The organism is Chromatiaceae bacterium (assembly GCA_024235395.1).
In the GTDB taxonomy this organism is placed as follows: Bacteria; Pseudomonadota; Gammaproteobacteria; order Chromatiales; family Chromatiaceae; genus Thiosocius.
This window is the reverse complement of record JACKMK010000003.1, coordinates 770,171-792,637: the sequence shown is the minus strand read 5'-3', so window position 1 is coordinate 792,637 and position 22,467 is coordinate 770,171. Positions and strand designations below refer to the sequence as shown.

General features: G+C 64.1%; 18 protein-coding genes. 5 read left to right on the top strand and 13 right to left on the bottom strand.

Going from position 1 to position 22,467, the window contains the following annotated elements:
* Window positions 1–65: 65 nt before the first annotated feature.
* From H6955_16960 to H6955_16940, 5 genes are all read right to left on the bottom strand, one after another.
* Window positions 66–611, bottom strand: coding sequence for a UPF0149 family protein (locus tag H6955_16960; protein MCP5315250.1), 546 nt, complete (start codon window positions 609–611; stop codon window positions 66–68).
* A complete protein-coding gene (prlC, locus tag H6955_16955; GenBank protein ID MCP5315249.1) occupies window positions 611–2,644 on the bottom strand; it encodes an oligopeptidase A in 2,034 nt (677 codons plus the stop codon). Before prlC ends, H6955_16960 begins: the two co-directional genes overlap by 1 nt.
* 115 nt (window positions 2,645–2,759) lie before the next feature.
* Window positions 2,760–5,018 carry an EAL domain-containing protein gene (locus tag H6955_16950; protein MCP5315248.1) on the bottom strand — a complete coding sequence of 753 codons (2,259 nt, stop codon included), beginning with the start codon at window positions 5,016–5,018 and terminating at the stop codon, window positions 2,760–2,762.
* Between the two features lie 167 nt (window positions 5,019–5,185).
* The gene (locus H6955_16945) at window positions 5,186–6,139 is read right to left on the bottom strand and encodes a hypothetical protein (protein MCP5315247.1); all 954 of its coding nucleotides are present in this window, start codon (window positions 6,137–6,139) and stop codon (window positions 5,186–5,188) included.
* A 3-nt stretch (window positions 6,140–6,142) separates the two neighbouring features.
* Window positions 6,143–6,715: a LemA family protein gene (locus H6955_16940; GenBank protein ID MCP5315246.1), complete on the bottom strand. Its 573-nt coding sequence runs from the start codon at window positions 6,713–6,715 to the stop codon at window positions 6,143–6,145.
* Window positions 6,716–6,779: 64 nt separating this feature from the next.
* Between H6955_16940 and H6955_16935 the strand changes: the two genes are divergently transcribed.
* Complete coding sequence (locus H6955_16935; protein ID MCP5315245.1) at window positions 6,780–7,319, top strand: gamma carbonic anhydrase family protein; 540 nt, start codon at window positions 6,780–6,782, stop codon at window positions 7,317–7,319.
* Between the two features lie 19 nt (window positions 7,320–7,338).
* Here the strand turns inward: H6955_16935 and H6955_16930 are convergent, their stop codons facing one another.
* Together H6955_16930 and aroE are read right to left on the bottom strand one after the other, a co-directional pair.
* Window positions 7,339–9,069 carry a hypothetical protein gene (locus H6955_16930; GenBank protein MCP5315244.1) on the bottom strand — a complete coding sequence of 577 codons (1,731 nt, stop codon included), beginning with the start codon at window positions 9,067–9,069 and terminating at the stop codon, window positions 7,339–7,341.
* A 34-nt stretch (window positions 9,070–9,103) separates the two neighbouring features.
* Entirely contained in the window at window positions 9,104–9,919 is an 816-nt protein-coding gene (gene aroE / locus H6955_16925) for a shikimate dehydrogenase (protein MCP5315243.1), read from the bottom strand.
* A gap of 199 nt (window positions 9,920–10,118) precedes the next feature.
* Here aroE and H6955_16920 point away from each other — a divergent pair, with 199 nt between their 5' ends.
* Window positions 10,119–10,385: a hypothetical protein gene (locus H6955_16920; protein MCP5315242.1), complete on the top strand. Its 267-nt coding sequence runs from the start codon at window positions 10,119–10,121 to the stop codon at window positions 10,383–10,385.
* Window positions 10,386–10,548: 163 nt separating this feature from the next.
* Here the strand turns inward: H6955_16920 and H6955_16915 are convergent, their stop codons facing one another.
* Window positions 10,549–10,977, bottom strand: coding sequence for a peptidylprolyl isomerase (locus H6955_16915; protein MCP5315241.1), 429 nt, complete (start codon window positions 10,975–10,977; stop codon window positions 10,549–10,551).
* Between the two features lie 154 nt (window positions 10,978–11,131).
* Window positions 11,132–12,865 carry an OPT/YSL family transporter gene (locus tag H6955_16910; GenBank protein ID MCP5315240.1) on the bottom strand — a complete coding sequence of 578 codons (1,734 nt, stop codon included), beginning with the start codon at window positions 12,863–12,865 and terminating at the stop codon, window positions 11,132–11,134.
* 255 nt (window positions 12,866–13,120) lie between these two features.
* Between H6955_16910 and H6955_16905 the strand changes: the two genes are divergently transcribed.
* Window positions 13,121–13,882 carry a hypothetical protein gene (locus H6955_16905; GenBank protein ID MCP5315239.1) on the top strand — a complete coding sequence of 254 codons (762 nt, stop codon included), beginning with the start codon at window positions 13,121–13,123 and terminating at the stop codon, window positions 13,880–13,882.
* 87 nt (window positions 13,883–13,969) lie between these two features.
* Here the strand turns inward: H6955_16905 and H6955_16900 are convergent, their stop codons facing one another.
* A complete protein-coding gene (locus tag H6955_16900; protein MCP5315238.1) occupies window positions 13,970–14,233 on the bottom strand; it encodes a hypothetical protein in 264 nt (87 codons plus the stop codon).
* Between the two features lie 452 nt (window positions 14,234–14,685).
* Here H6955_16900 and H6955_16895 point away from each other — a divergent pair, with 452 nt between their 5' ends.
* On the top strand, window positions 14,686–15,672 hold the full coding sequence (locus H6955_16895) for a hypothetical protein (GenBank protein ID MCP5315237.1): 987 nt from the start codon (window positions 14,686–14,688) through the stop codon (window positions 15,670–15,672).
* Window positions 15,673–15,892: 220 nt separating this feature from the next.
* Here H6955_16895 and H6955_16890 read toward each other — a convergent pair whose 3' ends face one another.
* A complete protein-coding gene (locus tag H6955_16890) occupies window positions 15,893–17,194 on the bottom strand; it encodes an ATP translocase (protein MCP5315236.1) in 1,302 nt (433 codons plus the stop codon).
* Window positions 17,195–17,253: 59 nt separating this feature from the next.
* Between H6955_16890 and H6955_16885 the strand changes: the two genes are divergently transcribed.
* Window positions 17,254–18,168 (top strand): serine hydrolase, encoded by a 915-nt coding sequence (locus H6955_16885; GenBank protein ID MCP5315235.1) that lies wholly within the window; start codon window positions 17,254–17,256, stop codon window positions 18,166–18,168.
* Here H6955_16885 and H6955_16880 read toward each other — a convergent pair.
* Window positions 18,110–19,369, bottom strand: coding sequence for a hypothetical protein (locus H6955_16880; protein MCP5315234.1), 1,260 nt, complete (start codon window positions 19,367–19,369; stop codon window positions 18,110–18,112). The two genes, H6955_16885 and H6955_16880, sit on opposite strands and share 59 nt — an antisense overlap.
* Before the next feature lie 91 nt (window positions 19,370–19,460).
* Window positions 19,461–22,409: a phosphoenolpyruvate synthase gene (locus H6955_16875; protein MCP5315233.1), complete on the bottom strand. Its 2,949-nt coding sequence runs from the start codon at window positions 22,407–22,409 to the stop codon at window positions 19,461–19,463.
* Between the last annotated feature and the right edge of the window lie 58 nt (window positions 22,410–22,467).

Sequence of the window (22,467 nt, the reverse complement as noted above, 5' to 3'; positions counted from 1 at the left end):
GAAGTCAGCCTGGCAAAGGATAGCGGGCCGGCGGGCACGCCGCGGTCCCGGTTCTCACGGCGTGCTCAATCGCCGGATTGCCGTTGCCACCAGGCAAACAGCCCGACCGCCGCGTCGCCGAGTTCACCGACCGTTTCGCGGTGCGCCGCCTCGTCCGGTGGCGCGAACCACTGCGCCTCTTCGTACATCAGGAAAGACAGTATCGGCGCCAGCAGCGCGCTGGCCTGCTGATCCTCGAACAGCCGGTCGCGCTGCGCTTCGCCGAGCGCCTCGACACCGGCCGCGTAGCCCTGGCACCAGCCATACGGCAGCGGCAGTGTGCTGCCATCGTCACGCGGCAGCTGCAGGATCAGGGGACCATACTCGGCACTGCGCAGGTCGTCGAGCAGCTGCTGGTCAAACCGACCGACCAGTTCACGCAATCCAGCATCCCCGGCGAGCCCACCGAGCACGCGCAGGTGCAGGGTCGGGCGCAGTGCATCGCTGGCCGCTGTCGCGCTGAGAAAGCCGTGCGCCACGTCCAGCGGCATGCAACCGGCGCTGTCCATGCTTTCGACCAGCGCCTGCTGCAGGCGTTCCAACTCCTCAGGTTGCAGACCGGCCCGCCCCATCAGGCCGCAATGCCACTGTGGCGCAACAAGGCGTCGATGCGCGGCTCTCGTCCGCGAAACGCGACGAACAGCACCATCGCATCCTGGGCGCCGCCCCGCTCGAGGATGTTGTGCAGAAACGACTGCCCGGTCGCCTGGTCGAACACACCCTTCTCCTCGAACAGCGAGAACGCGTCCGCCGACAGCACCTCGGCCCATTTGTAGCTGTAATAACCGGCCGCATAGCCGCCGGCGAAGATATGGCTGAAGGCATGCGCGAAACGGTTCCACGCCGGCGGCTTGATCACAGCGACCTCGTCGCGCACCTGATCGAGAATCTCGTAGATGCGCCCGCCAAGCGCCGGGTCGTATTCACGATGGATGCGAAAGTCGAACAGCGCGAACTCCAGCTGCCGAACCATCATCATCCCGGACTGGAAGTTCTTCGCCGCGAGCATGCGCTCGTAGAGGTCGTCGGGAATCTGTTCGCCGCTCTCGTAGTGGGCCGCGAACAGATCGAGCGCCTCGCGTTCCCAGCAGAAGTTCTCCATGAACTGCGATGGCAGCTCGACCGCATCCCAGGCGACCCCGTTGATCCCGGCAATCGCCACATAGTCGACCTTGGTCAGCATATGGTGCAGACCGTGACCGAACTCGTGAAACAGCGTCTCGACCTCGTCGTGGGTCAGCAGTGCCGGCTTGTCGCCGACCGGCGGGGTGAAATTGCAGGTCATGTAGGCAACCGGGATCTGTTCGACGCCCGCGGTCTTCATGCGCGACTGGCAATCGTCCATCCAGGCCCCCCCGCGCTTGTTCTTGCGCGCGTACAGATCGAAATAGAACTGCCCGCGCAGGCTGCCGTCGTGATCGCGAATCTCGTAGAACTTCACGTCCGGGTGCCAGGTGTCGACCCCGCCGACCTCATGGAAGGTCACACCGTACAGGCGCCCGACGACGTCGAACATGCCGGGCACCACGCGTGTCTCCGGGAAGTACGGTTTGACCTCTTCCTGGGTGATCGCGTAGCGGTGTTGGCGAAGCTTCTCGGCGTAATAGGCAATATCCCAGGGCTCGAGTTGTGCAACGCCGTACTGCTCCGCGGCAAAGGCGCGCAGTTCATCCAGTTCGCGTTGCGCCTGCGGTCTCGACCGTGCTGCCAGGTCGTGCAGGAAATGCATCACCTCGTCGGTCGAACGCGCCATCTTGCGCGCGAGCGAACGTTCGGCGTAGTTCGCGAAACCAAGCAGCTGGGCCTGTTCGTGGCGTAGCGCGAGGATGCGCTCCATCAGTTCGCTGTTGTCGAAGCGGCCGGCATATGGGCCCTGATCGCTGGCGCGCGTCTGATAGGCCTCGTAGACCTCGCGTCGCAGCGATCCATCCTCGGCATAGGTCATCACCGGGAAGAACGACGGGTAGTCGAGGGTGAGCAGCCAGCCTTCCTCGGCGTGCTGTTCGGCGGTCTGGCGTGCCAGATCGATCGCGGACTGCGGCAGACCGGCCAGCGCCGCCGGGTCATCGAACCGCTTCTGCCACGCATGGGTTGCATCCAGCACGTTGTCCGAGTACTGGCTGGTCAGGTTGGACAGCTCCTGACTGATCGCCTTGTAGCGCGCCTTCTTCTCCGACGGCAGGTCCACCCCTGAGAGATGGAAATCGAGCAATGCGTTCTCGAGCACCTTGCGCTGCCCGGCATCCAGACCACCACCGGTATCGGCCACCGCGCGGTAGGCCGCATACAGTCGTTCGTTCTGGCCCATCTCGGTACCGTAGTCGGACAGCTTGGGCAGGCAGGCGTTGTAGGCCGCACGCAGCGCGTCGCTGTTCATCACCGAGTTGAGGTGCGACACCGGCGACCAGACGCGGCTCAGGCGGTCCTCCCATTCCTCGATCGGTTCGACCAGGTTGTGCCAGGTCGGGGAGTCGACCGATTCGAGCAGCGCGGCGATTCGCTGACGGTTCTCGGCCAGCAGTTGATCGATCGCGGGTTCGACGTGTTCGGGCTTGATCTTCGAGAACGCCGGCAGGCCGGACTGTTCGAGCAGGGGGTTGGACATTCGGATACGACTCGTGACGGGATGATTACGCAGATTCTGCCACGAACCGGAACGGCCCGGCAGCGCGCAAAACCGCGCCAGCTATGGCTGTTTCGTGTGCCGCGCCGCAGCGCGGTTACGAGGGAGACAGCGTCGGGCTGTACAACAGCAGCACGTTCAGCTCGTCGGCCGGCACCGGGTGGCCGAACAGGAAGCCCTGGACCTCATCGCAACCGGTGCCACGCAGGAATGCACTCTGCTCGGCGGTCTCGACCCCCTCGGCCACCACCCGCAGGCCGAGGCTGTGGCCCATCGCGATGATCGCCGAGACGATCGCCGCGTCATCGGCATCGCCCGGGATGTCGCGAACGAACGATCGGTCTATCTTCAGCTTCTGAACCGGGAAGCGCTTCAGATAGGCCATCGACGAATACGCCACGCCGAAATCGTCGATCACTAGGTTGACCCCCATCTCGTTGAGCGCACGCATCTGTTTCTCGGCGCGGAACGGGCCCTCCATGACCCAGCTCTCGGTGATCTCCAGTTCCAGGCGATCGGCCGGCAGACCGCTCGCGGCGAGCGCCTGCGCGACCACCGTCTGCAGCCCCTCGTCCTGGAACTGGCGACCGGAGATGTTCACCGACAGCCGTCCGAAATCCAGACCCTGGTCGCGCCAGTGCTGCGCCTGGCGACAGGCCTCGTGCATCACCCAGGCACCCAGGGCGATGATCAGGCCGCTCTCCTCGGCCACCGGAATGAAACGGACCGGGGGGATCATCTTGCCGTCCGGTCCCTGCCAGCGAACCAGGGCCTCGACGCCGATCAGACGTCCCGAGGCGAGATCGTATTGCGGTTGAAACGCGAGGCCGAGGTCGTCGTGCTCGAGTGCGTGACGCAGTTGACGGGTCAGCTGCAGGCGCTCTTCGGCCTTGCGGTTCATCTCCGGCTCGTAGAACGCATAGCGGTTCTTGCCGCTCTCCTTGGCCTGGTACATTGCCGCGTCGGCATGCTTGAGCAGCGTCTGCACGTCACTGCCGTCATCGGGGTACATCGCGATACCGATACTGGTCGTCACGCGATTCTCCTGCCCGGACAGATCGTAGGGCTCGGTGATCACACTCAGCAGCTGGTCGCAGATACCCTGCACGTCGCCGTCTTGTGCGATATCGCTCAGGACCACCGCGAACTCGTCGCCACCGATACGCGCGACGATGTCGGCTCGCCGCAGGCGCGACGTCAGGCGCACGCCGACCAGCCGCAGCACCTCGTCACCGGCACTGTGGCCATAGGTGTCGTTGATCAGCTTGAAGCCGTCCAGATCCAGGAACAGCAGTGCCAGGCGTCCGCCGGCACGGGCCGCACGATTGATCGCGTGCAACAGGCGGTCCTGCAGCAGTACGCGGTTCGGCAGTTCGGTGGTGGCATCGTAGTGTGCCAGCCGATGGATGCGCTCGGCGGCGAACTTCTCCGCCGAGATATCGCTGAACATGTTGACGTAGTGCAGCAGGGCGCCGCTCTCGTCGCGCACCGCGACGACGGTGCGCTGCTCCGGATAGACCTCGCCGTCGTGTCGGCGACTCCATAGCTCGCCGACCCATACGTCTTCCGCATCCAGCGCGGTCTGGACCTCGAATTGCAGATCCGGTGAATCACGACCGGCGCTGAGCATGCTTGCGCGGCGCCCGACGACCTCGTGTTCCTCCCACCCGGTAATCTCGCTGAACGCCTGGTTGACCTTGCGGATGCGATGCTCGGCATCGGTGATCATGATGCCCTGGGGGCTGTGCCGAAACACACTGGCGCTGAGTTGCAGCTCCTTTTCGGCGCGCTGGCGATCGAGTTCGAGCGAGATTCGGTCTGCGAACAGGCTCAGTACCGGATGGATGGTGATGTCCTTGGTGATGGGCCCGGTGTGGGCGACCACGACGACCCCCAGTTTCTCGCCGGAGGATGCGGTCAGCGCGGCCCCGTAGTACCCATCGGCGCGCAATTCCGCCAGCAGCCGGGCATCCGGATAGACGTCCGTGGCGGCATCCGGGATGAATACCCGGTCGTGGGTCAATACGTCGGCGCAGGGAGCGCCGGCCACTTCGTAGGTGCGATTCCCGACCAGCTCACCGCCGGCGCAGAACGCGACGGTGCGCAGCCGGGACCGCGAATCGTCGGTGAACACGGAGACGTAGGCGTAGTCGACCCCGAAGGTCGATGCCAGCAGCACGACGCATTCGTCGCAGAAGTGGTCCACACCGAAGGACGACGAACGTGCGAGCGCCGCGACGGCCTCCAGCGCACGGTCGCCCGGACGCTGTTCAGCGAGACTTCCGGCACCCCCGAGTTCGATTTGTTGCTGGCCGGACTTGCCTGACACCGATTGGTCGCCTCGCGCATCGCTCATCACTGATTTTAATCGACTTTGACAACAGAGAAATTGAACCTGTTCCTGAGTTCGCAACGACGTCCGCCAGGGAGGCGGATTCCCCCGATGCCCCGGAACCCAATGCCGCCGGCGGGAAGGCGCTTCCGATTTCGGGAATCGGCCCGATCAAGGGCGTTGGCAGTCGATCAGAGCCGGGTGGACAACATCAGCGCAACCGCGCTGCCGAGCGCGAAAAAAGCGCCGAAACCCAGGCGCATGCGCCAGCGATAGCGCCGCAGCAGGCCGAATTCCTCGAGATTGGATAACAGGAAGTAGCGTCTGTCGGCGGGCTTCTGCAGCGCGTGCAGCTGGTTGCCGGCGGGTTGCCGCGCCTGTTCGCGTAGCGCCTCCTGACGCGCCACGGCCCGCGCCTTCTCCCACTCCTCGGCGTCGACGGTGCCATTGCGGTCGCTGTCGAAGCGTTCGCGCAGGGTATCGGGGCGGCGCTTCCACTCGCGCAGTATCGCGCCGGTCAGTTCGTCCAGAGCCGCCGCATGCGCCGATCCGTGGGTATGGAACATCCCGATCGCATACAGCGGGTCACCGTCGAGGATCACGGCTTCCGTGTAACGGTAACCGCCGACACCGCTACCCAGCGCCTCGAGCACCTTGCCGCCGACATCGACGATCAGATCGGCCGTCTTTCCGAGGCTCGGAAGGCGGGCGTGCACCGCGTGCGCACCCCAACCGCTGCCGTCGTCGGTCCAGCTGCGCTGATGGCGGGTCGTGACCTCGGCACCCTCCGGATCGACCACGCACTCACCGGTCTCGTCGCGCAACAGAAAGATGCCGTCGCTGACCCCCGAATCGACGGTGCGCCAGTCCTTGCCGTCGGCGCGCTCGACCCGAAAGCGGTACCAGCAGCACGGCGTCTGCGACAATGGTGCGATGATCGGTTCGCCGTCCATCGCATGGGCTCTACCGATCAGCTCGACGTAGCCCTGGGGCGCCGAGCGCACGCGTGCCGTCGGCACGTCCTCGATGTGGCGGACACGACGCAACCCGGTCAGCCCGGCCACGAATGCAGCGACCGCCAGTACGGCGGCCAGGACCAGAAACGGCGTCGGCGCGTACGCCAGGCGTTCGAGCCAGTAGGCCATCACTCAGCTGAAAAGGCCCGCCAGGTTGACGTCGGCAGTCTCCGCGCTGGTGAACTCCAGCAGGCTGGCCGGCTTGAAACTCATCAGACGCGCGACGATCACGTCCGGGAACTGTTCGATGCGCACATTGTTGGCATTCACCGAGGCGTTATAGAACTCGCGCCGATCGGCAATGCTGTTTTCCAGGTTGGTGATTCGCGTCTGCAAGTGCTGGAAGCTCTCATTGGCCTTGAGATCGGGATAGGCCTCGGCGACGGCGAAAAGGTTACCGAGGCCGAGTCGCAGCATCCCTTCGGCCTGACCGACACCGTTGACGTCCTGTGCCTCGCGCGCGCTCGCCACGGCGGCGCGGGCGCGCATCACCTGTTCCAGCGTCTCGCGTTCGTGTTTCATGTACTGCTTGCAGGTCTCGACCAGCTTCGGCAGTTCTTCATGGCGCTGCTTGAGCAGCACGTCGATGTTCGACCAGGCCTGGCTGACCGCATGTTTCAACCCGACCAGATTGTTGTAGATCACGATCGCGTACACGACGACGAACGCCAAGATGCCGAGAATGATCATTGTGCTGACTTCCATTCCACCCGCTCCGCATGCCTGTTAACGTTGTTCCACGACGTTAACGGCATGACCTCCGAGAAACATGAATCAGATCCGCAGCTTCGAACAACACACGCCGGCAATAGATCCACAGGCCTGGCTCGATCCGCTGAGCCTGGTGATCGGCGATGTCGAGATCGGCGCACACAGCAGCCTGTGGCCCCTGGTGGTGGCGCGCGGCGACATCAACCGAATCCGGATCGGGTGCGAGACCAACATCCAGGACGGTTGCGTACTGCACAACAGCCATGACGGGCCCTATATGCCGGGCGGGTCGCCCCTGCTGATCGGCGACCGGGTGACGGTAGGGCACAGGGCGATCCTGCACGGATGTCACATCGGCAGCGGCTGCCTGATCGGCATGGGCGCGATCGTGATGGACAAGGCGGTCGTCGAAGAAGGCGTGATCGTAGGGGCCGGCGCCCTGGTCACGCCGGGCAAGGTGCTGCGCTCCGGGTTCCTGTATACCGGTTCGCCGGCACGCCGATCACGTGCACTGAGCGACACCGAGAGGGAATATCTCGAGTATTCCGCCGCGCACTACGTCAAGCTCGCCGCACGGCATCGCGCCGACCTGGCGTGATGCGTGCGGCGCCCGGCCGTCACTGGCGAAGGCGCATCTCCTGATCCATCACCAGGCCCTTGTCGTTCGCGTACAGCGCTACACGCAGTCGGTCGAACAACTCGGCCTGGAGCCGAAAGCCGTCCAACTGGGCACGCAGATCGGCCGCGGTCGACGGGTCACCGGCGCTGGCCATACGGTCTGCCGCCGCCTCGATCGTGCGGCCGAAACGCTCGACCAGCTGGTACACGCCGTAGTCGAACGCGAGCAGCGGTGCGGGCGAGGTCGGCACCGCACCCAACAGGGTGTCGGCGAGCGCACCGGCATCGCGCCCGGCGAGCAGCAGCAGCGACTTGTCCTTGATTGCGACCTTCATCGGCGGCGTCTCCGCCCCCATCCCCAGGTCGGATGGCAGATCGACGAAGGTGCCGTCCTGCGGGACCTGCAGTGCGGCCAGCGCCGGGTTGAACATCGCGCCCAACGCGAAGACGCCACGCGGATCGTCGACCGCTGCCAGCAAGCCGCCGCGCACCTCGCTCGGCTGCATCAGTTCGGGATCGAACACCAGGTCGTCGAGCAGCAGGTTGAAACCGTGGATCCCGGCCGTCATCGGCCCGAGCGCCAGGTTGAGGCGCGGGATCACCGCCTGCAGCTCAGCCGGATCGACCCATTCGCAGCTCGCGCCGGCGGCCAGGATCGTTTGCAGCAGCGCCTCCACGGCGTTGCGCAGTTGCGGCAGATCGATCCCCATCCCGAATGCCAGCAGACCATCGTAGGGTCCACCGACGCCCGGTACCGGCGCAGCCAGGCGCTGCAGGTGCGCCGCGACCGCCGGCGTGCTTTCCCAGACGCCGCGCACCGTCATCTGCTGCGCATCCGCAGAGGTGATACCCATCACCATGCGCGGCATGCCCGCGACCAGATCGCCGGTCAGTCGCAGGCAACCGTCGGACAACGGGGGCGGCGGCAACTCGATCGCCTGTAGCGTCTCCAGGTTGCGTCCGGCACCCTTTCCGGCGACGGTGGCGACCAAGCCCTGCAGGTCGATGAAACCCTCTCCGTAGCCGGTGAAACCGTGCGCCTTGATGATATCGGTCAGCAATCCCTTGTCCGCCAGGCTCTCGGCCGGTGTCTGTTGACCGAGCAGCAGCGGCAGATCACGATCGAACAGGGTGTCGGGCAACAAGCCGGCGATCGCGTATCGGTCGGCCACCGCCAATACCGCATCGATCTTGCCGAGGTCGATACGCCGATAGGCCTGCCCATCGAGTTCGCCGCGTGCCGCACTGACTCCGGCGCGCTGCTCGACGCGATCCAGCATCGCATTCAGGCGCTGCGCATCGGCGATCTCGACGCGCATCGCCGGCAACAGGCCAATCCCGTACAGCACGCTGCGCGTGACCGGTTCGATCCCGAGTTCGCGCACCTTTTCGGCGGTGTCGCGACCTTCGAACTCGGCGAGCAGCGCATCCATTACCGCGAACGCCTGGCGCGCCGCATCCGCCATCGGCGCGGTGTCCTCGCTCGCTTCGATCTGCTTGCGCAGCTGCGCAAGGCTGGCGCGCTGGCTGGCCAGCTGTGCCGCATAGTAATCGGCGAGACGTGCGCGCAGCGCATCCGGGAGATGCCGGCTGTTGACGAACACATAGGGCGTATCCGCGGGCACATGACGCAGCAGATCCGCGGCGGGCTTCTCGACTTCGCGACTACAGCCAAACGCCAGAATGAGCAGGCCGAACACGACCAGGTATCGGACAACGGAAAACGACATCGCAGTACACTCCAGCAACAGATGAACCCGAGGTTCAGGAACGGCGCAACTCCGCGATTACCGGCGCGGTATCCGGCTGCACGCCCCGCCACAGACGAAACGACTCGGCGGCCTGTTCGACCAGCATGCCGAGTCCGTCGAGCGCACGCGCCGCGGCGCGCGCCTGTCCCCATTGGACGAATGCGGTCGGTTGGTCGGCATACAACATGTCATAGGTCCAACCGCCGTCCGCCAGACAATCGTCCGGAATCTCCGGTACTTGAGCGTCGAGCCCGGCGGCGGTGCCATTGATGATCAGATCGAACTGCTGACCCTGGAGTTCGTCCAGGCCGCACCCGATCACCGGCCCATTTCGCGCCGCGGCCGCGGCCAGCGCCAGCGCCTTCGCGGCGGTACGGTTCGCGACCACCAGACGCGCCGGACGCTCCCCCAACAGCGGCCGCAACACCCCGCGTACCGCCCCGCCCGCACCGAGCACCAGGATACGCGCGCCGGCGAATGCGAACAGGTGATTACAGGCAAGATCGCGAACCAGGCCTATGCCGTCGGTGTTGTCGCCGTACAAACCCTCTTCGCGCACCACCAGGGTGTTCACCGCACCGGCATCCTGGGCGCGTGCGCTGAGGATATTCGACAGCCGGAATGCGCGCTCCTTGAATGGCAGTGTGACGTTCAGACCACGTCCACCCGATGCGATGAACTCCTCGACGTCGTCTTCGAATTCCTCCAGATCGCCCAGAATCCGCTCGTAGCACATGTCCTGCCCGGTCTGCCGGGCGAACGCCGTGTGGATCTGCGGCGATTTGGAGTGTTCGATCGGATTGCCGATCACGGCATACAGGTCGGTCATGCAGTCAGTTACCCCGCTGCGGCGCGATGAACCCGGCATTGTACGCGCTGCAGCGCGGCAGTTCCCGTGGGCGACATTCGTCGACGAGCAAAATTATTTTTGCGTCCCCCTTGTCTTGCAGCAGGCCCGTGCTAAATTGATCGACGCGGGATTCACCGCATTCTAACTGGTGCACATCCGCACCGCGGAGATTCGCAAGATGAACACAAGGGCTGCCCTGTCGGCGGCGCTTACGCTTTTCGCCGTCCCGGTTCTCGCCGCCTCCGAGGCGATCGTGTTTCCGGCCGACGCGACCCTGCCCGACGACCCCCGCGTAACGGCGTTTTACGGCGCCCAGTGCGAGCAATGGGCCGAGGCACGTGGACTGCAAGGCATCGAACGGCAAAGCTACGTGGACGGCTGCCGGGCCAACGGACCGGCGATCTGGCCGGTCGGTAGCGAAGAGAGCAGCGGCGGCGGAGAATAGCCGCGTCGCGCTCCAAACAAGAAAGCGGCCTGCGGGCCGCTTTTTTGCGCACTAAATACTTAAGGGATCACCCACAGGTCACCGGTGTCGAAGGACTGCCGACCGTTGACCTTGACCTGGGAAAGTGCGTGTAACTCGCATCGCCCGTAACAAGGCCACAACGTCAGACGATCTCGACCAGCTCGATATCGAAATTCAGCGCATGCCCTGCGAGCGGGTGATTCGCATCGACGGTAATCGATTCGGCGGCGACAGCGGTCACGGTCAGTTGCACGGTCTGGCCATCCGAGCCACGTGCCTGCAATGCCATGCCGACGGAAGGGTCGATATCCTCCGGCAACGCGGACTTCGGCACCTCATGCACCAGTTGCTCGTGGCGCGGCCCGTAGGCGTCCTCGGGCGGGATACGGACCGATTTGCTCTCACCGACGTTCATGCCGGTCACGGCCTTGTCGAATCCCGGCACCACCTGTCCGGCACCGAGTGCGAATTCCAACGGTTCGCGACCCGCAGAGCTGTCGAACTGCGTGCCATCGTCGAGTTTCCCGGTGTAATGGATGCGTACGGTATCGCCTGCTGCGGCTTGGCTCATGCTGGCCTCCTGAAATGAACGTCGCGCTGAACGCCCGTCGAAAGCGGACCGTCCACGACGGCTACCGAATGCGCGACAGCGGGATGGATGTATGGGGGGTGAGCGAAAGACCATACCACACGTGGTCGTTGAAAAGGCATTGTCGGCGCGGACGTCACGCGACGATCCCCAATAGCGCGCGCACCACCCCGGTCAGGCTCTCCCCCGCGATCAGCCCGGAAGCGGCGGCGACCAGGTAGCGTTGCGCGAGGTTCGGTAGCAGGCGTTCGAGCAGCACCGCGACAAGGCTGCCGAGAAACATCGTGATCGACAGCGACACCGGGATCACCATCGCCAGCCCCAGCGCGGGCATATTCGGCAACCAGAGCCTTGAATGGCGATGCTGCGCCCACGCACCCGCCATGCCGAACCCGGTGCCGATGAGCACCGCCCAGAGAGCGCTGGCCGGAATCGCACCGAAACCCGAACTGAGGGTTTCGGCGACCACCTTCCAGGTGGCGACTGCAGGTGCCGGCCATTGCTCGGTAATCAACATCGAGGCGGGGTCGGGTATCAGGTGCAGGTACACTGTGGTGCCGACCAGGCTGCCGGTCAGGATGCCGAAGATCTGGGCGACCACCTGCAGGCGCGGCGCAGCACCGATCGCGTGACCGACCTTGAAGTCATTCAGCAGATCGGCACTCTGGCCGGCGGCGCCGCCAGCGACGTTGGCGCCGATCAGATTGGCGGTCATCTCGCCCGGCGCGGCAACGCCTGTCGCCAGCTGCGACACCTTGCCGATCGCGCCAATCGGTGGAATACCGGTCTCACCGACCACGCGCGAGGCCACCATCGCCAACAGGAATGCGATCGGCACGGCCAGCGTGGCGATCAACCAATGGATATCGAAGATCGCGATCTGCGCCACCACCACCAGGGCGCTGGCCGTTGCGAGCCCGATCAGTCGGGTCACGGTGGCGCCATCATCCGACACCCGACCGACTTTCCCGCCAGCCGACACGGCAAACGTCTGCAACGCGAAGCGCGTCAACGCCGAACCGACCATCACCGCGACGCCCGGCCACAGCAGCCACTCGATCATGCTCGCGAACCAACTCGCGGCCGGATCATCCGCGCCGGGGACGATGAAGCCCTGCATGAGCCCCCAGGGACCAAGCACTCCCCAGGCGAACACACCGCCGAGCAACAGCGAGACACCGTTGCGGAAACCGATGATCGCGCCGAATCCGGCCAGCAACAGCGACGGATCGAAAGCGAATGTGAGGTTTTTCGCACTGATACCGGAGAAGCCTGCGAGCTGCCCGGTGGCCGGCAGCGTGAAACCGAGACTCGGGCGAGGCAGGCGGTACAGGCCGGTATCCAACCATTTCGACATGCCGGCCAGCAGCGTCGCGCCGAGCAGCACGCGCAGCCTGAGCGCCGCATCGCGACCTTCGGCGAAGACCTCCAGCAGGGTCTCTGCGGTGGCGCGTCCGGTTGGAAACGGCAGGTCCACGCGCAGGATCAGCGCCGACCGCAGGTACCAGGCGACCCAGATACCGAGAAAACTGACCGAGAAGACCCAGGGGACGAGTTCCACGGCGCTCAGGTTGCCGCCGGACAGCATCGCCAGCGCGGGAATCGGCGCAACCAGTCCTCCCGAGATGATGTTCGCCGAAGACGACGCAGCGGTCTGTGTGATGTTGGCCTCACCTGCACCAAGTGCGGGCGAGAGGTTCAGCCGGGCGAGCAGGGCCCAGAACCCGCCGGCCAGCAACAGCGCGATGATCGAGACATTGAATGACCAGCCGATCTTGAGCCCCGAATAGATGTTGCAGGGCGTCAGCAGTGCGCCGAGCAAGATCCCGCCGACGAGGGCGCGGGCCGTGAGGTGACGGGATCTCTGCATAGGACAAGGTCGGGAAAGACGACAGACCGTGCCACCTTAACACCCCGGCTTGGGGCATCCTGCCGGCACGGTCGGGTCAGTGTCCTGCGCGCGCGTATATCGCGTGGCGCTCCCTGGCGATGCCACCGACCGTCGGGATTCTTTACAAGGGCCCAAGGGGCATGAACACAAACGACTGATTCATAGGACTATTGTCCAATGGCGCAGCTCCTGCATCGGTTCGGAAACGGACGCAGCAGTTGAGGGATCAATGACATGAAACGCTTGTTGTCGGGCATTTTGGGTGCGGCCATATTGTGTCTGGCCGCAGGTCAGACGCAGGCGACACTGTTGTCGCTGGAACTGGAAGAGCACCCGTCGCCGTTCGGTTTCCTGCCACTGGCCAGCCTGGGCGTCGCGGCGTTCGCCTGCCCGGCGGACTGCGACGATGGCGGCGTTGCCCTGAACCTGCCTGCATTCGCGTTTGCCGGAAGCAGCTATTCCTCGGTCATCTGGTCGGTCAACGGAACGATCGAGGTGGGCGCCGCCAGCGGCCTGGCGGCCGGTGCGGTCAACCAGAAACTCCCCGATCCCACGCCCCCGAACAACCTGCTGGCGCCGCTATGGCTCGATCTGGACCTGTCGGCGGGTGGGAATTGGTACGTCGCAGTACTCACCGCTGGCATCGACCAGTACACGGTATTCGAGTGGAGCGACATCCCTCTGTTCGGCGAACAGAACAATCGTTACAGCTTCCAGGCGTGGATACAGAACGGCGACTCCGGCAACATCTGGTTCACGTACGACCTGCTCGGAGACGTTTCCGGAGCGACGGTCGGCGTGGAGAACGCCGATGGTAGCGTCGGCAGCACCTATTGGTTCGAGGGACTCGGGACGGCACCGCGAGTCGGCACCGATCTGAAGGTTGTCTACGAGGAGCGTGCGGAGGTGCCGGCGCCGCCGGTCCTGCTCGCGTTGCTGGGTCTCGGCGCCGTAAGTACCCGGCGCCGCCCCGCCAAAGGCACTGCGTCCATCTGACGGCGACGACGCCTCGACAACCGGCGCAGCGGCGGCAGGACCGCGGCCGCTAGCGGTCATCCACGGGCAACACGCGCCCCCGCCGGTTTATTTGACGCTCGCCGCGCGCGGTTCCTGCCACAGATGTTTCTCGGCCGAACGGGCGCGCAGCTGCACCGCCATCCGGTTCGTAAAATACGAACGCCAATCCAGTTCCGAGCGCATGTGGTCTTCGAGAATCGCGCGAGCACTGTCGTCGCGCGAAACCTCGCCCGGTTGCGCGACGGGTTCGGCATTCGCCGGCCGATCGGCGGCGAACGCACTGCCCGCCAGCACAAAGGCCAGCAAAAATATCCAAGAATTCCTAAACATAGTACTGCTCCGCTCAGGCAGAAGTGTTAACAACTAAACATTAGTCTTCGCTTATACACTAAAGTTCAGTCCCGATGATGACAGGTCGGTGACCGGTGCGGGTCAGCACAGAATGCGTCCCGTCGGCCGGGCCGGGTCCCGGGCCGCTATCCGTCATTGGGGAAGCCGCACAGATGCCGGCGCAGGGACACCTACGCGAGCGTCACGTCGGCAGAGAAGACTGCAGCGCCGAATGCTACGACGGCGACATGGCCTATCGCATTGCGTTTCCGCAACCCGGATCGTCGGATGCCAAATCCGTTGCGCGCCCTCCCCTCCGTCAGGATTTCTTACACGACGATGTACCCGAATTCTGGAAAAGGACAAAAATTCATTTTTCAGCCAATCGCTTACATTCACCGGAGTGGTTCTTGCTTCGTGCGCCCCGTCGCGACCAATTCGGAGGGCATGACATGACTCGCACCCATTCACGACGAACCCGGGCCTCGAGAACCGGACTCCTGCTGACGACCTTGGTCGGCGGCGCCTGCAGTTTCGGTGCCGCACAGGCCGGGGTGCTGCAGCTCGCGACCGCCACGAACGAGATCAGCGGCGTGACGACCACCAGCACCGATGCGGTGTTCGAGACCACGAGCGGCGACATCGCGCGCAACATTCTCGCCAGCGTCGGCTCTCAAGGTGCCGGTGGGCCAGGCTATTTCAGTACCGCCAGTGCCGGCGTCTTTGGTCAGATCGGACTCGAGTCGGGCATTACGACCTCGATAGGGACGCCGGCGGTATTCTCGGAAGTACTGATCGGCAGCGACGAATTTGTGAATGTCAGTGGCCGGTCCGGCACTGTCTCGAGCCGATTCATCATCGACGGTGGCCAGATCCGGGACTTCTTCAGCACCGACACGAGGGTGACGTTCAATCTCCAGGTGGGGGCGACGGTCGTGACCGCCCAGGAAACGGATCCTACGCTGATGGAGAACGCCACACGCATCACCGCCGGGTTCGGTTCGGCCGGTGGTTTCTTCGCCGATTATCTGGGCGGCGGATACACGGCGATCTACAGCACGGACGGCAGCGCCAACGCCACGCTCAGCACGACCTTCGAAGGAGGGCTCGACCTCGGTGCCACGCTCGATCCGACGACTCGCACCGTCGAGATACCGTTCAGCCTGCAGAGCCTCGAACTGGGCGTGCTCGGACCGGGCGACCGCCTGCTGATCGGCTACCTCGCCAGTTTCCTGATCGAGGTCGACGGCGTAACCGAGGGCATAGTCGCCTCGTTCTCGGATCCGCTGTCGCTCACAGGTCCCGCGCTGCTGGCATCGCTCGAGTTCACGCCGGATGGCACGGACAACAGCGTGCCGCTTCCCGGGACCCTCGGTCTGTTGCTTCCGGTGCTCGTGGCATGGCGGCGCTTCAGACGGTGCGCGGACCTGGTGCGGTAGGCGGCAGCGAGTCATGCATGCCTGCGTGCGGCGTGGATCGAACGCCTGGCGGTGATACTGCGCCATCAGATCTGCGAAACGGGTAGCCCGGCACACCGCTTGTCCGGCCAGTTGAGCGTCGCGGCAGCGCATACTGCGCTTTCCCGCAGCGCCTGGACCATCCCGCGCGATTGAGCGAATTCACCTCGAGGCGCGTCGGTCAGGCCCACTGTATTCTGTGTCAGTTCGCAGGCAAGCCAGCCCGCCGGTCGGTTTTGGGTGACTGACGTTGGGCCGCAGCGATCGCCCGCACGCGCGCGTACTCGCCGCGCAGCGCCAGCAACGCACCGCCCCACGCCACGCAGACTGCCAGTACCAGCCAACCAAGCTGAACCGCGCTGATCGACCAGGGTAGCCATTCGGTGAGCAACAGGATCAGCACCGAGCCCAGCACCTTGAACAGGCGGTAGCCGAACATGTCGATCCAGGCCTTGGCCTGGAAGATCAACAGCGGCTCGATCGGCACATACAGCAGTTCTTTCGAAGCACGGTTTATCGAATACGACAACCCGCGGTCCGCAATTTTCAGAAAGGCGCCGGCCGCCAGCGTTGCCTGTGACATGTAGTACAGGCTGCCGAACAGAACCGCCACCGGTTGTGCGACCAGGCCGCCGATTGCACCGAACCAGCGATGTATCAATGGCGTGATCAACAGGTTGATACCGATCGCCACGCCACTCAGCAGGCTGAAGAAATCACCGAGATAGGCAGTACGTGCCTCGCGATCGACGATGCTCGACTCCACTGCCTTCATGAACTGGAATTCGACCAGGGGCTCGACCATCTGCGCCAGCAGCAGCAACAACGCAATCAACAGCAGGTAGCGGTGACGCATGATCGCGCGCCAGCCGTGCTCCGCACCCTGTCCATCGTCACGCACGCCGCGTTGCTCGACATAGAGTCCGACCCGGCCCATCAGCAGCGTGAGCACCATCAACACCAGCAGGATGGCGGCAGCGACCAGCAGCAGATCCATGGTTTGCAGCCCGGCATGCTTGATCCAGAACGACGACATGGCACCGCCGGCGACGCCGCCCAACAGGCCGCCGGTTGCGATCAGGCCGTACCAGCGCTTCCCCTGCTCCGCGGTGAAGACGGTATCCGTCAGGCTCCAGAACTGCTCGACCAGAATGACACTGAGCATGTCGACGAAGATGTAGAAACCGAAAGCGAGCGGCGTCCCCGGTTCGTGCATGCCCGGATAGAAAGCAACGAGCAGTGCGATGATCGTCGCACAGGTACCGAGCACGACCTGGATTCGCCCGAACCGGGCAACAATCCGCTGATACACCGTAATCATCAAGCCGAGGCCCGCGGCGGTCGCTATCCACACATAGGGCAGCTGGTCGGCGCTCAACGTGGTCACGAAAATCGACCGGCTCGCCGGTTTCAGGTGATACAAGGCGGCGATGATCAGGAAGAAATTTGTGAACAGCAGCAAAGACTTGGCAAAACGCTTGCTGCTGGGCTGATGTTTATTCATTGCCTTGGATAGACTTTTGGATACTATTCGCCGATACCAGGCTTCAGGATCTGCATAACATGGCGCGATTGCTAACCTTGATCAGCTTGTTTCTTGGACTGTCCGTTAGCCTTTTCGCAGAAAACTCCACCACTCCCTACCCTGCGCTCCGTCACTCTCTGGATTCCCGTCTGCAGGCCCAGCTTGAATCCCGCATCAAACATCTGAAGCTCGACGACGCGGTGCGCCGCGGCCAGCTGGCGATATCGCTGGTCGACGTGACCGATCCGCGCCATCCGAGCCTCGCCCAGGTCAACGGCGACCGCATGATGTATGCCGCGAGCCTGCCCAAGATCGCCATCCTGTTAGCGGCCTTCGAGCGCATTCGTGAAGGAAAGCTGAAACTCGACACCGAGAATCGGGAACTGATGACCAACATGATTCGCTATTCGTCGAATACCGCGGCGACCGAACTCATTCATCGCGTTGGGCGTCACTACGTCAACAAGGTCCTGACCTCGCCGAAGTACCGCCTGTACGACAAACGCTATAACGGCGGACTCTGGGTCGGAAAAGAATACGCCAAGGGTGAGGCCTTTGCCCGTGACCCATTGCACTATCTGTCGCATGGCGCCACGACGTTCCAGGTCGCACGCTTCTATTACCTGCTGGAGACCGGCCAGCTGGTCTCGCCGCAGCTGTCACGCGAGATGAAGAAGATGCTGGGCCATCCCGGCATTCGACACAAGTTCGTCAAAGGTCTGATGGAAACGTCGCCGGACGCGCAGATCTATCGCAAATCCGGCACCTGGCGAGACTGGCATGCCGACAGTGCGATCGTCGAACATGGCGGCCGCACCTACATCGCGGCTGCACTGGCGCAAAACCCGGCCGGGGGCGAATGGTTGAAGAACCTGATCACCGAACTGGACACGATCATCCTGCAGAAGCCGACCCAGGCCGCCGCTCTTTCAGCAAAGCGTGTAGACGGCTAGCCAGCGCCTGATGTTCGGCGGCCGAGTTCTTTTTCTTCACGTCGGACGTTATTGCGACCATGTAAAACAGGCGCGGCTCACCCGCGGGTGATTCGACGATCGCAACCGAATTCATCAGGTTTTCGACGTTCCCCTGGTACTTCCGACACACGAAACCCTCTTCCGGCCTGCAACGGTACAGTGAGCCGGATTTGAAGAACACCGCGGCATCGTTGAGGGCCGGTGACGAAGCGTAGCGAATGCGCCGCTGGGTCATGTACAACAGGCGCTTGAGTTCCAGACTCGACCAGTGATCCACCAGCTTGCCCTGCTCCAGCTTCACCAGGTAACGCATCAATTCATGCGTGGTGGCGACACTGTTGGTGCCCGGCACGAAGCGCTTGGCGTTGTGGCTGAAGAAACTGCCCTGGCGCAGGTTTTCCACGTCCAGGCCGTTGCGGGAAATCGGCGTCGTCAGATCATCGACCAGCATCTCGCCAAGCCGTTTTGGCGCCGTTTCGCGGAAGAACGCCTCGCCGCGCGCCGCTTCGGTCGGGTACCCGGTGCCAAAGTGACGCAGCAGCATCAACTGCTTGATGACCATGGTCGCGGCACCGTTTGAACTGGCCGAAAGCATCCAGTCCATGAAGCTCCACAGGTTGGCCGTATCGCCCTCGCGCAACTGCCGGCGCGGCATGCGGTTCTCGGCCGGCAACCAGATCGGCACCTCGTGGTGTTCTTTGTGGATGAAGTTGTCGACCGTCACCTGGCTTTCGCGCAGCACCTTCCTGCGCGCCTCGACGTCGTCGGGATACAGGTCTGCAAGGGCCTGAAAAAGCGCGAGACCGACCATCAGTTTGCCGACGCTGCCGGGATTGCGACGCAGCGTACCGTTGTGTTCGGCATACAGGGGGGCCGCCGGGTCGCTGAGGTCGAGCACGCTGACACTGTAGTCCTTGGCCTCGGCGCCGAGCATCGCGACCACGCGGCGAGTGAAATCCTTGTCGGGTGGCGGAATGACGAAATCCGGGAATGCCTCGAGGCGTAGCTTGATATCCTCGGTCTTGAGTTGCGCTCCCGGTGGCAGACGGTTGCCCGCGACCTTGCCCTCCTGCGCGAGGCGGAAGCCTTCGAGTCGGGCAATCCCGGTCTGCGGGTAGGCGTCGATCGGATAGGCGGTCGCCGGCTCAATCTGCGTACCGAGCAGCGCCCCCAACAGCAGCGGAAACCAGGCGTGAGTGCGCATCATTCAGTCTCTCGTGATTGGCCAGGTCTTACCACCCGGTCAACGTTGGCGCGTCAGCGCCGGCCCCCTATGGCGAGCCCGGCTTGACGCTCAGGTCCACGGTAAGTCGTTCCGCATCGGCATTGCGTCGGTCCATGCCAATCAGGTAAGCGCTGCGACGCGCGCGCGTGCTCTCGACAAACGGCCTGATCTGGAACAGTGCCAATCTGCCGTCTGCAAAGCCAAACTCGATATCCGCGGGCGCCGCACCACCGCCGTCCACACCGGGCATTGGGAACCGTCGTTCGACGTCGTCGGCGAGTGCCCGCAGCTGCTCGATCTCGGCCGCGCTCAGCACGTCGTCATGGCCGCTGGCCGGAACCTGTCGAATACCGCCCTGCGTTGCCGGTTGCGCGCGCGTCGGCGCATTGGCCTGGGCAAGCAGACGTACCCGGCCGTCGCTGCGCCGCACGCGCAGCTCCTCGACCGGCTGACCATCCACTGCGCCGCCCACCCCTTCGCCGACCGCGATGCTCAGCCACTGCCGGTCACCCGTGTCGACATCGGCCGTCACCAGCACACCGGACTTCTCCGAAGCGAAGGTCTTGAGCAACAACACCGCCGGATAGACGTGCTCCGGCTGAGTCATATGCGACTGGCGCCAGGCATAGGCGCGCGCTGTAAACGGCGATGCCCAGACCCGGCGGATCGCATCGACCACGGCATCGAAGCCGACCACGTTCGGCAGCGTCAGGTTCAGGCCTGCACCGGTGAATCCCGGCAGATCCTCGACGTTGGTGTCGCTACGCACAAACACGCCGACGGTTTCCGCATCGCCGAACACCTCGTCCATCTTGTCCCGCAGTTCGCCGCGGAACGTCACACCGGGGTCGGACGTGGTGATCCAATCACGCAGTCGCGACAGAAAACGGTCGATCTCCTGTTGCCGCATCCCTGCGTCGTCGATCGCATGGATGCGCGGGTATTCGCTGCGCATCCAGCTGAATACCGACGGGCCGCCGGGTTCCAGCGGTTGCTCGAGCACGCGGCGAAACACGCCGAACGGGATAACCACGCCAGGATTCACCGCCGCTGGGTAGTTGCTGCGCAACTCGCCGAGGTTGGCCGCCTTGGGCCCGACGATGCGCCCGGAATCGCTGGCGCGAACATCGCTCAGCGCCAACAGGTCCGTGCGCTTCAGGTCGAGCTTGCCGAGGTCGGGCTGGATGACCACGTCTTCGCCTATCGCCTCGCGCCCGAAGATCGTCTGCCAATGTTCGTCATCGCGGCTGATCTCGACAGCGCCGCGCGGACTGACCGCCAACACGATAGGTTGACCGACGTGCGGCATGATCTGAGAGATCCGGGCCTCGTCGATCACCACATTGGGGATGCCGAGGTTGCGCGCCAGCAACTGCACATGAGACAGCGAACTGCCTTCGCCGCGGGTCAGGATACCGGCGACCGGCGGCAGTTCCGGCGTGGTCGATGGCAGCAGGTAGATGCCGTCGCGGCGGAAGTCGCCGTCGTCCGGTGGCAATAGCAGCACGCCGCGCCGCAAGCCGGGGTTGAGCGCGCGCAGGCCGGTACCCACGGGCTCGCCAAACAATTGATGACGAACGCCGATCAGCGCGTTCGAATCCTGCACCAAGCCATCGAGCACGCGCGTGTACACCAGCAGGGGACTGCCGCGCAGACGATCGGGCACCAGGTGTGCGGCGATAGGCGTGAGCCGCGACCAGCGCTGTACGGTCGTCCCAAACTGGAATTCCATCAGCTGCTGCGCCCACTGCGGGACGCGCGCCAGGTAGCGCAGGCTGTTCGCGTAGTCGGTGACGTCAAGCGTGTCGGCTTTCGATGTGTCGGCGATCTGCCGGGCGATTGCGGCACGCTGTCGCTCCGACAACAGCCCGCTGCCATACAGCGCGTCGGCGAGCGCCTGCAGCCATGCCAGCCGCATGGCGCGCGGCGCATCAGGGCTCTGTTCGGTCAGCCGATTGCCGACCGCAAATACCTCTTGTTCGATGGCCAGACTCGCGAGTAGCAGGCGCAGGCGGTTGAGCGGCTTCATCGCGCCGTCGGACTCGATCTGGCGCCGCCAGTCGGCACTCAGCGCAGCGGCAATCACGGCGCGCTCGGATGCAGCAGGCGTCTCCTCCAGGCGCTTCGCTGCAGCCTGCAGCTGGTTCTTCAACGCGGCGTTGCGCGTTTCCGCAGCCAACGATTCGAGTCGTCGTACGGCCGTCTGCGGCGCGTTCAATGCATCCAGCTTTGTGGCCAGACTGGCGTATTGCCCTGCCAGCTGAGCCTTCCCCTTGCTTTTTGCGTAGCGGCGCACCATCTCGGCGTCGCCGGCATCGGGGATGCCATGGATCTTCACGCGCAAGGGGGCGAAATCGGCATCGGTATCGGCGATGTCGATCGCCATTTGGCGTATCTCGCTACCGAGACGGGGTTCGGCGCTGACCGGCAACAGACGGACGGACTCGCGCAGCAGCACGAAACGCGATGGCGTCAGCCAGTTAGGATCTGCCAGCATCGCCATCAGCAGTCGACTCGCGCCGGACTGCTCGTCCTCCACCTGCACCGCACCGCGATAGAAACGTGCCTGGCGAAACACCCAGCCGTCATCGCTCACGATCAGAAACTGTTCGAGGAGGATCTGACGCAGTGCGTCCAGATTTGCAGTGTCACCGACGAAATCGTCGGGATGGACATCGGCCAGCAGGTTGGCAATCAGGAATCCTTCCGCTCGCAACACCTTGGCGCGCGCATTCCACTCACCGTGCTGCACGCCACCGCCGTGTTCCTTGCACACCGACTCGCCCGGCGGCAGCACGGCGCCATCGGCACAGAACCAGCGAATGCGCTCAAACGGACCGCGCTGCGCCTGTTTCATCTGTTCGATCCAGCTGCGATAGTCGCTGCCGTCCGGTACCGCGGGCGCCGTTTCGGCCAACGCAACCGCAGCCAGTGGAGTAGCCACGAGCAGCCAATGCGATGCTCTTCCAAATATCCCAGGGAACCATTTACACATGATGCCGATCATGGTGTGCGAACCGTTTAGGAGCTGGCTACGGGGGCGGGTGCTTCTC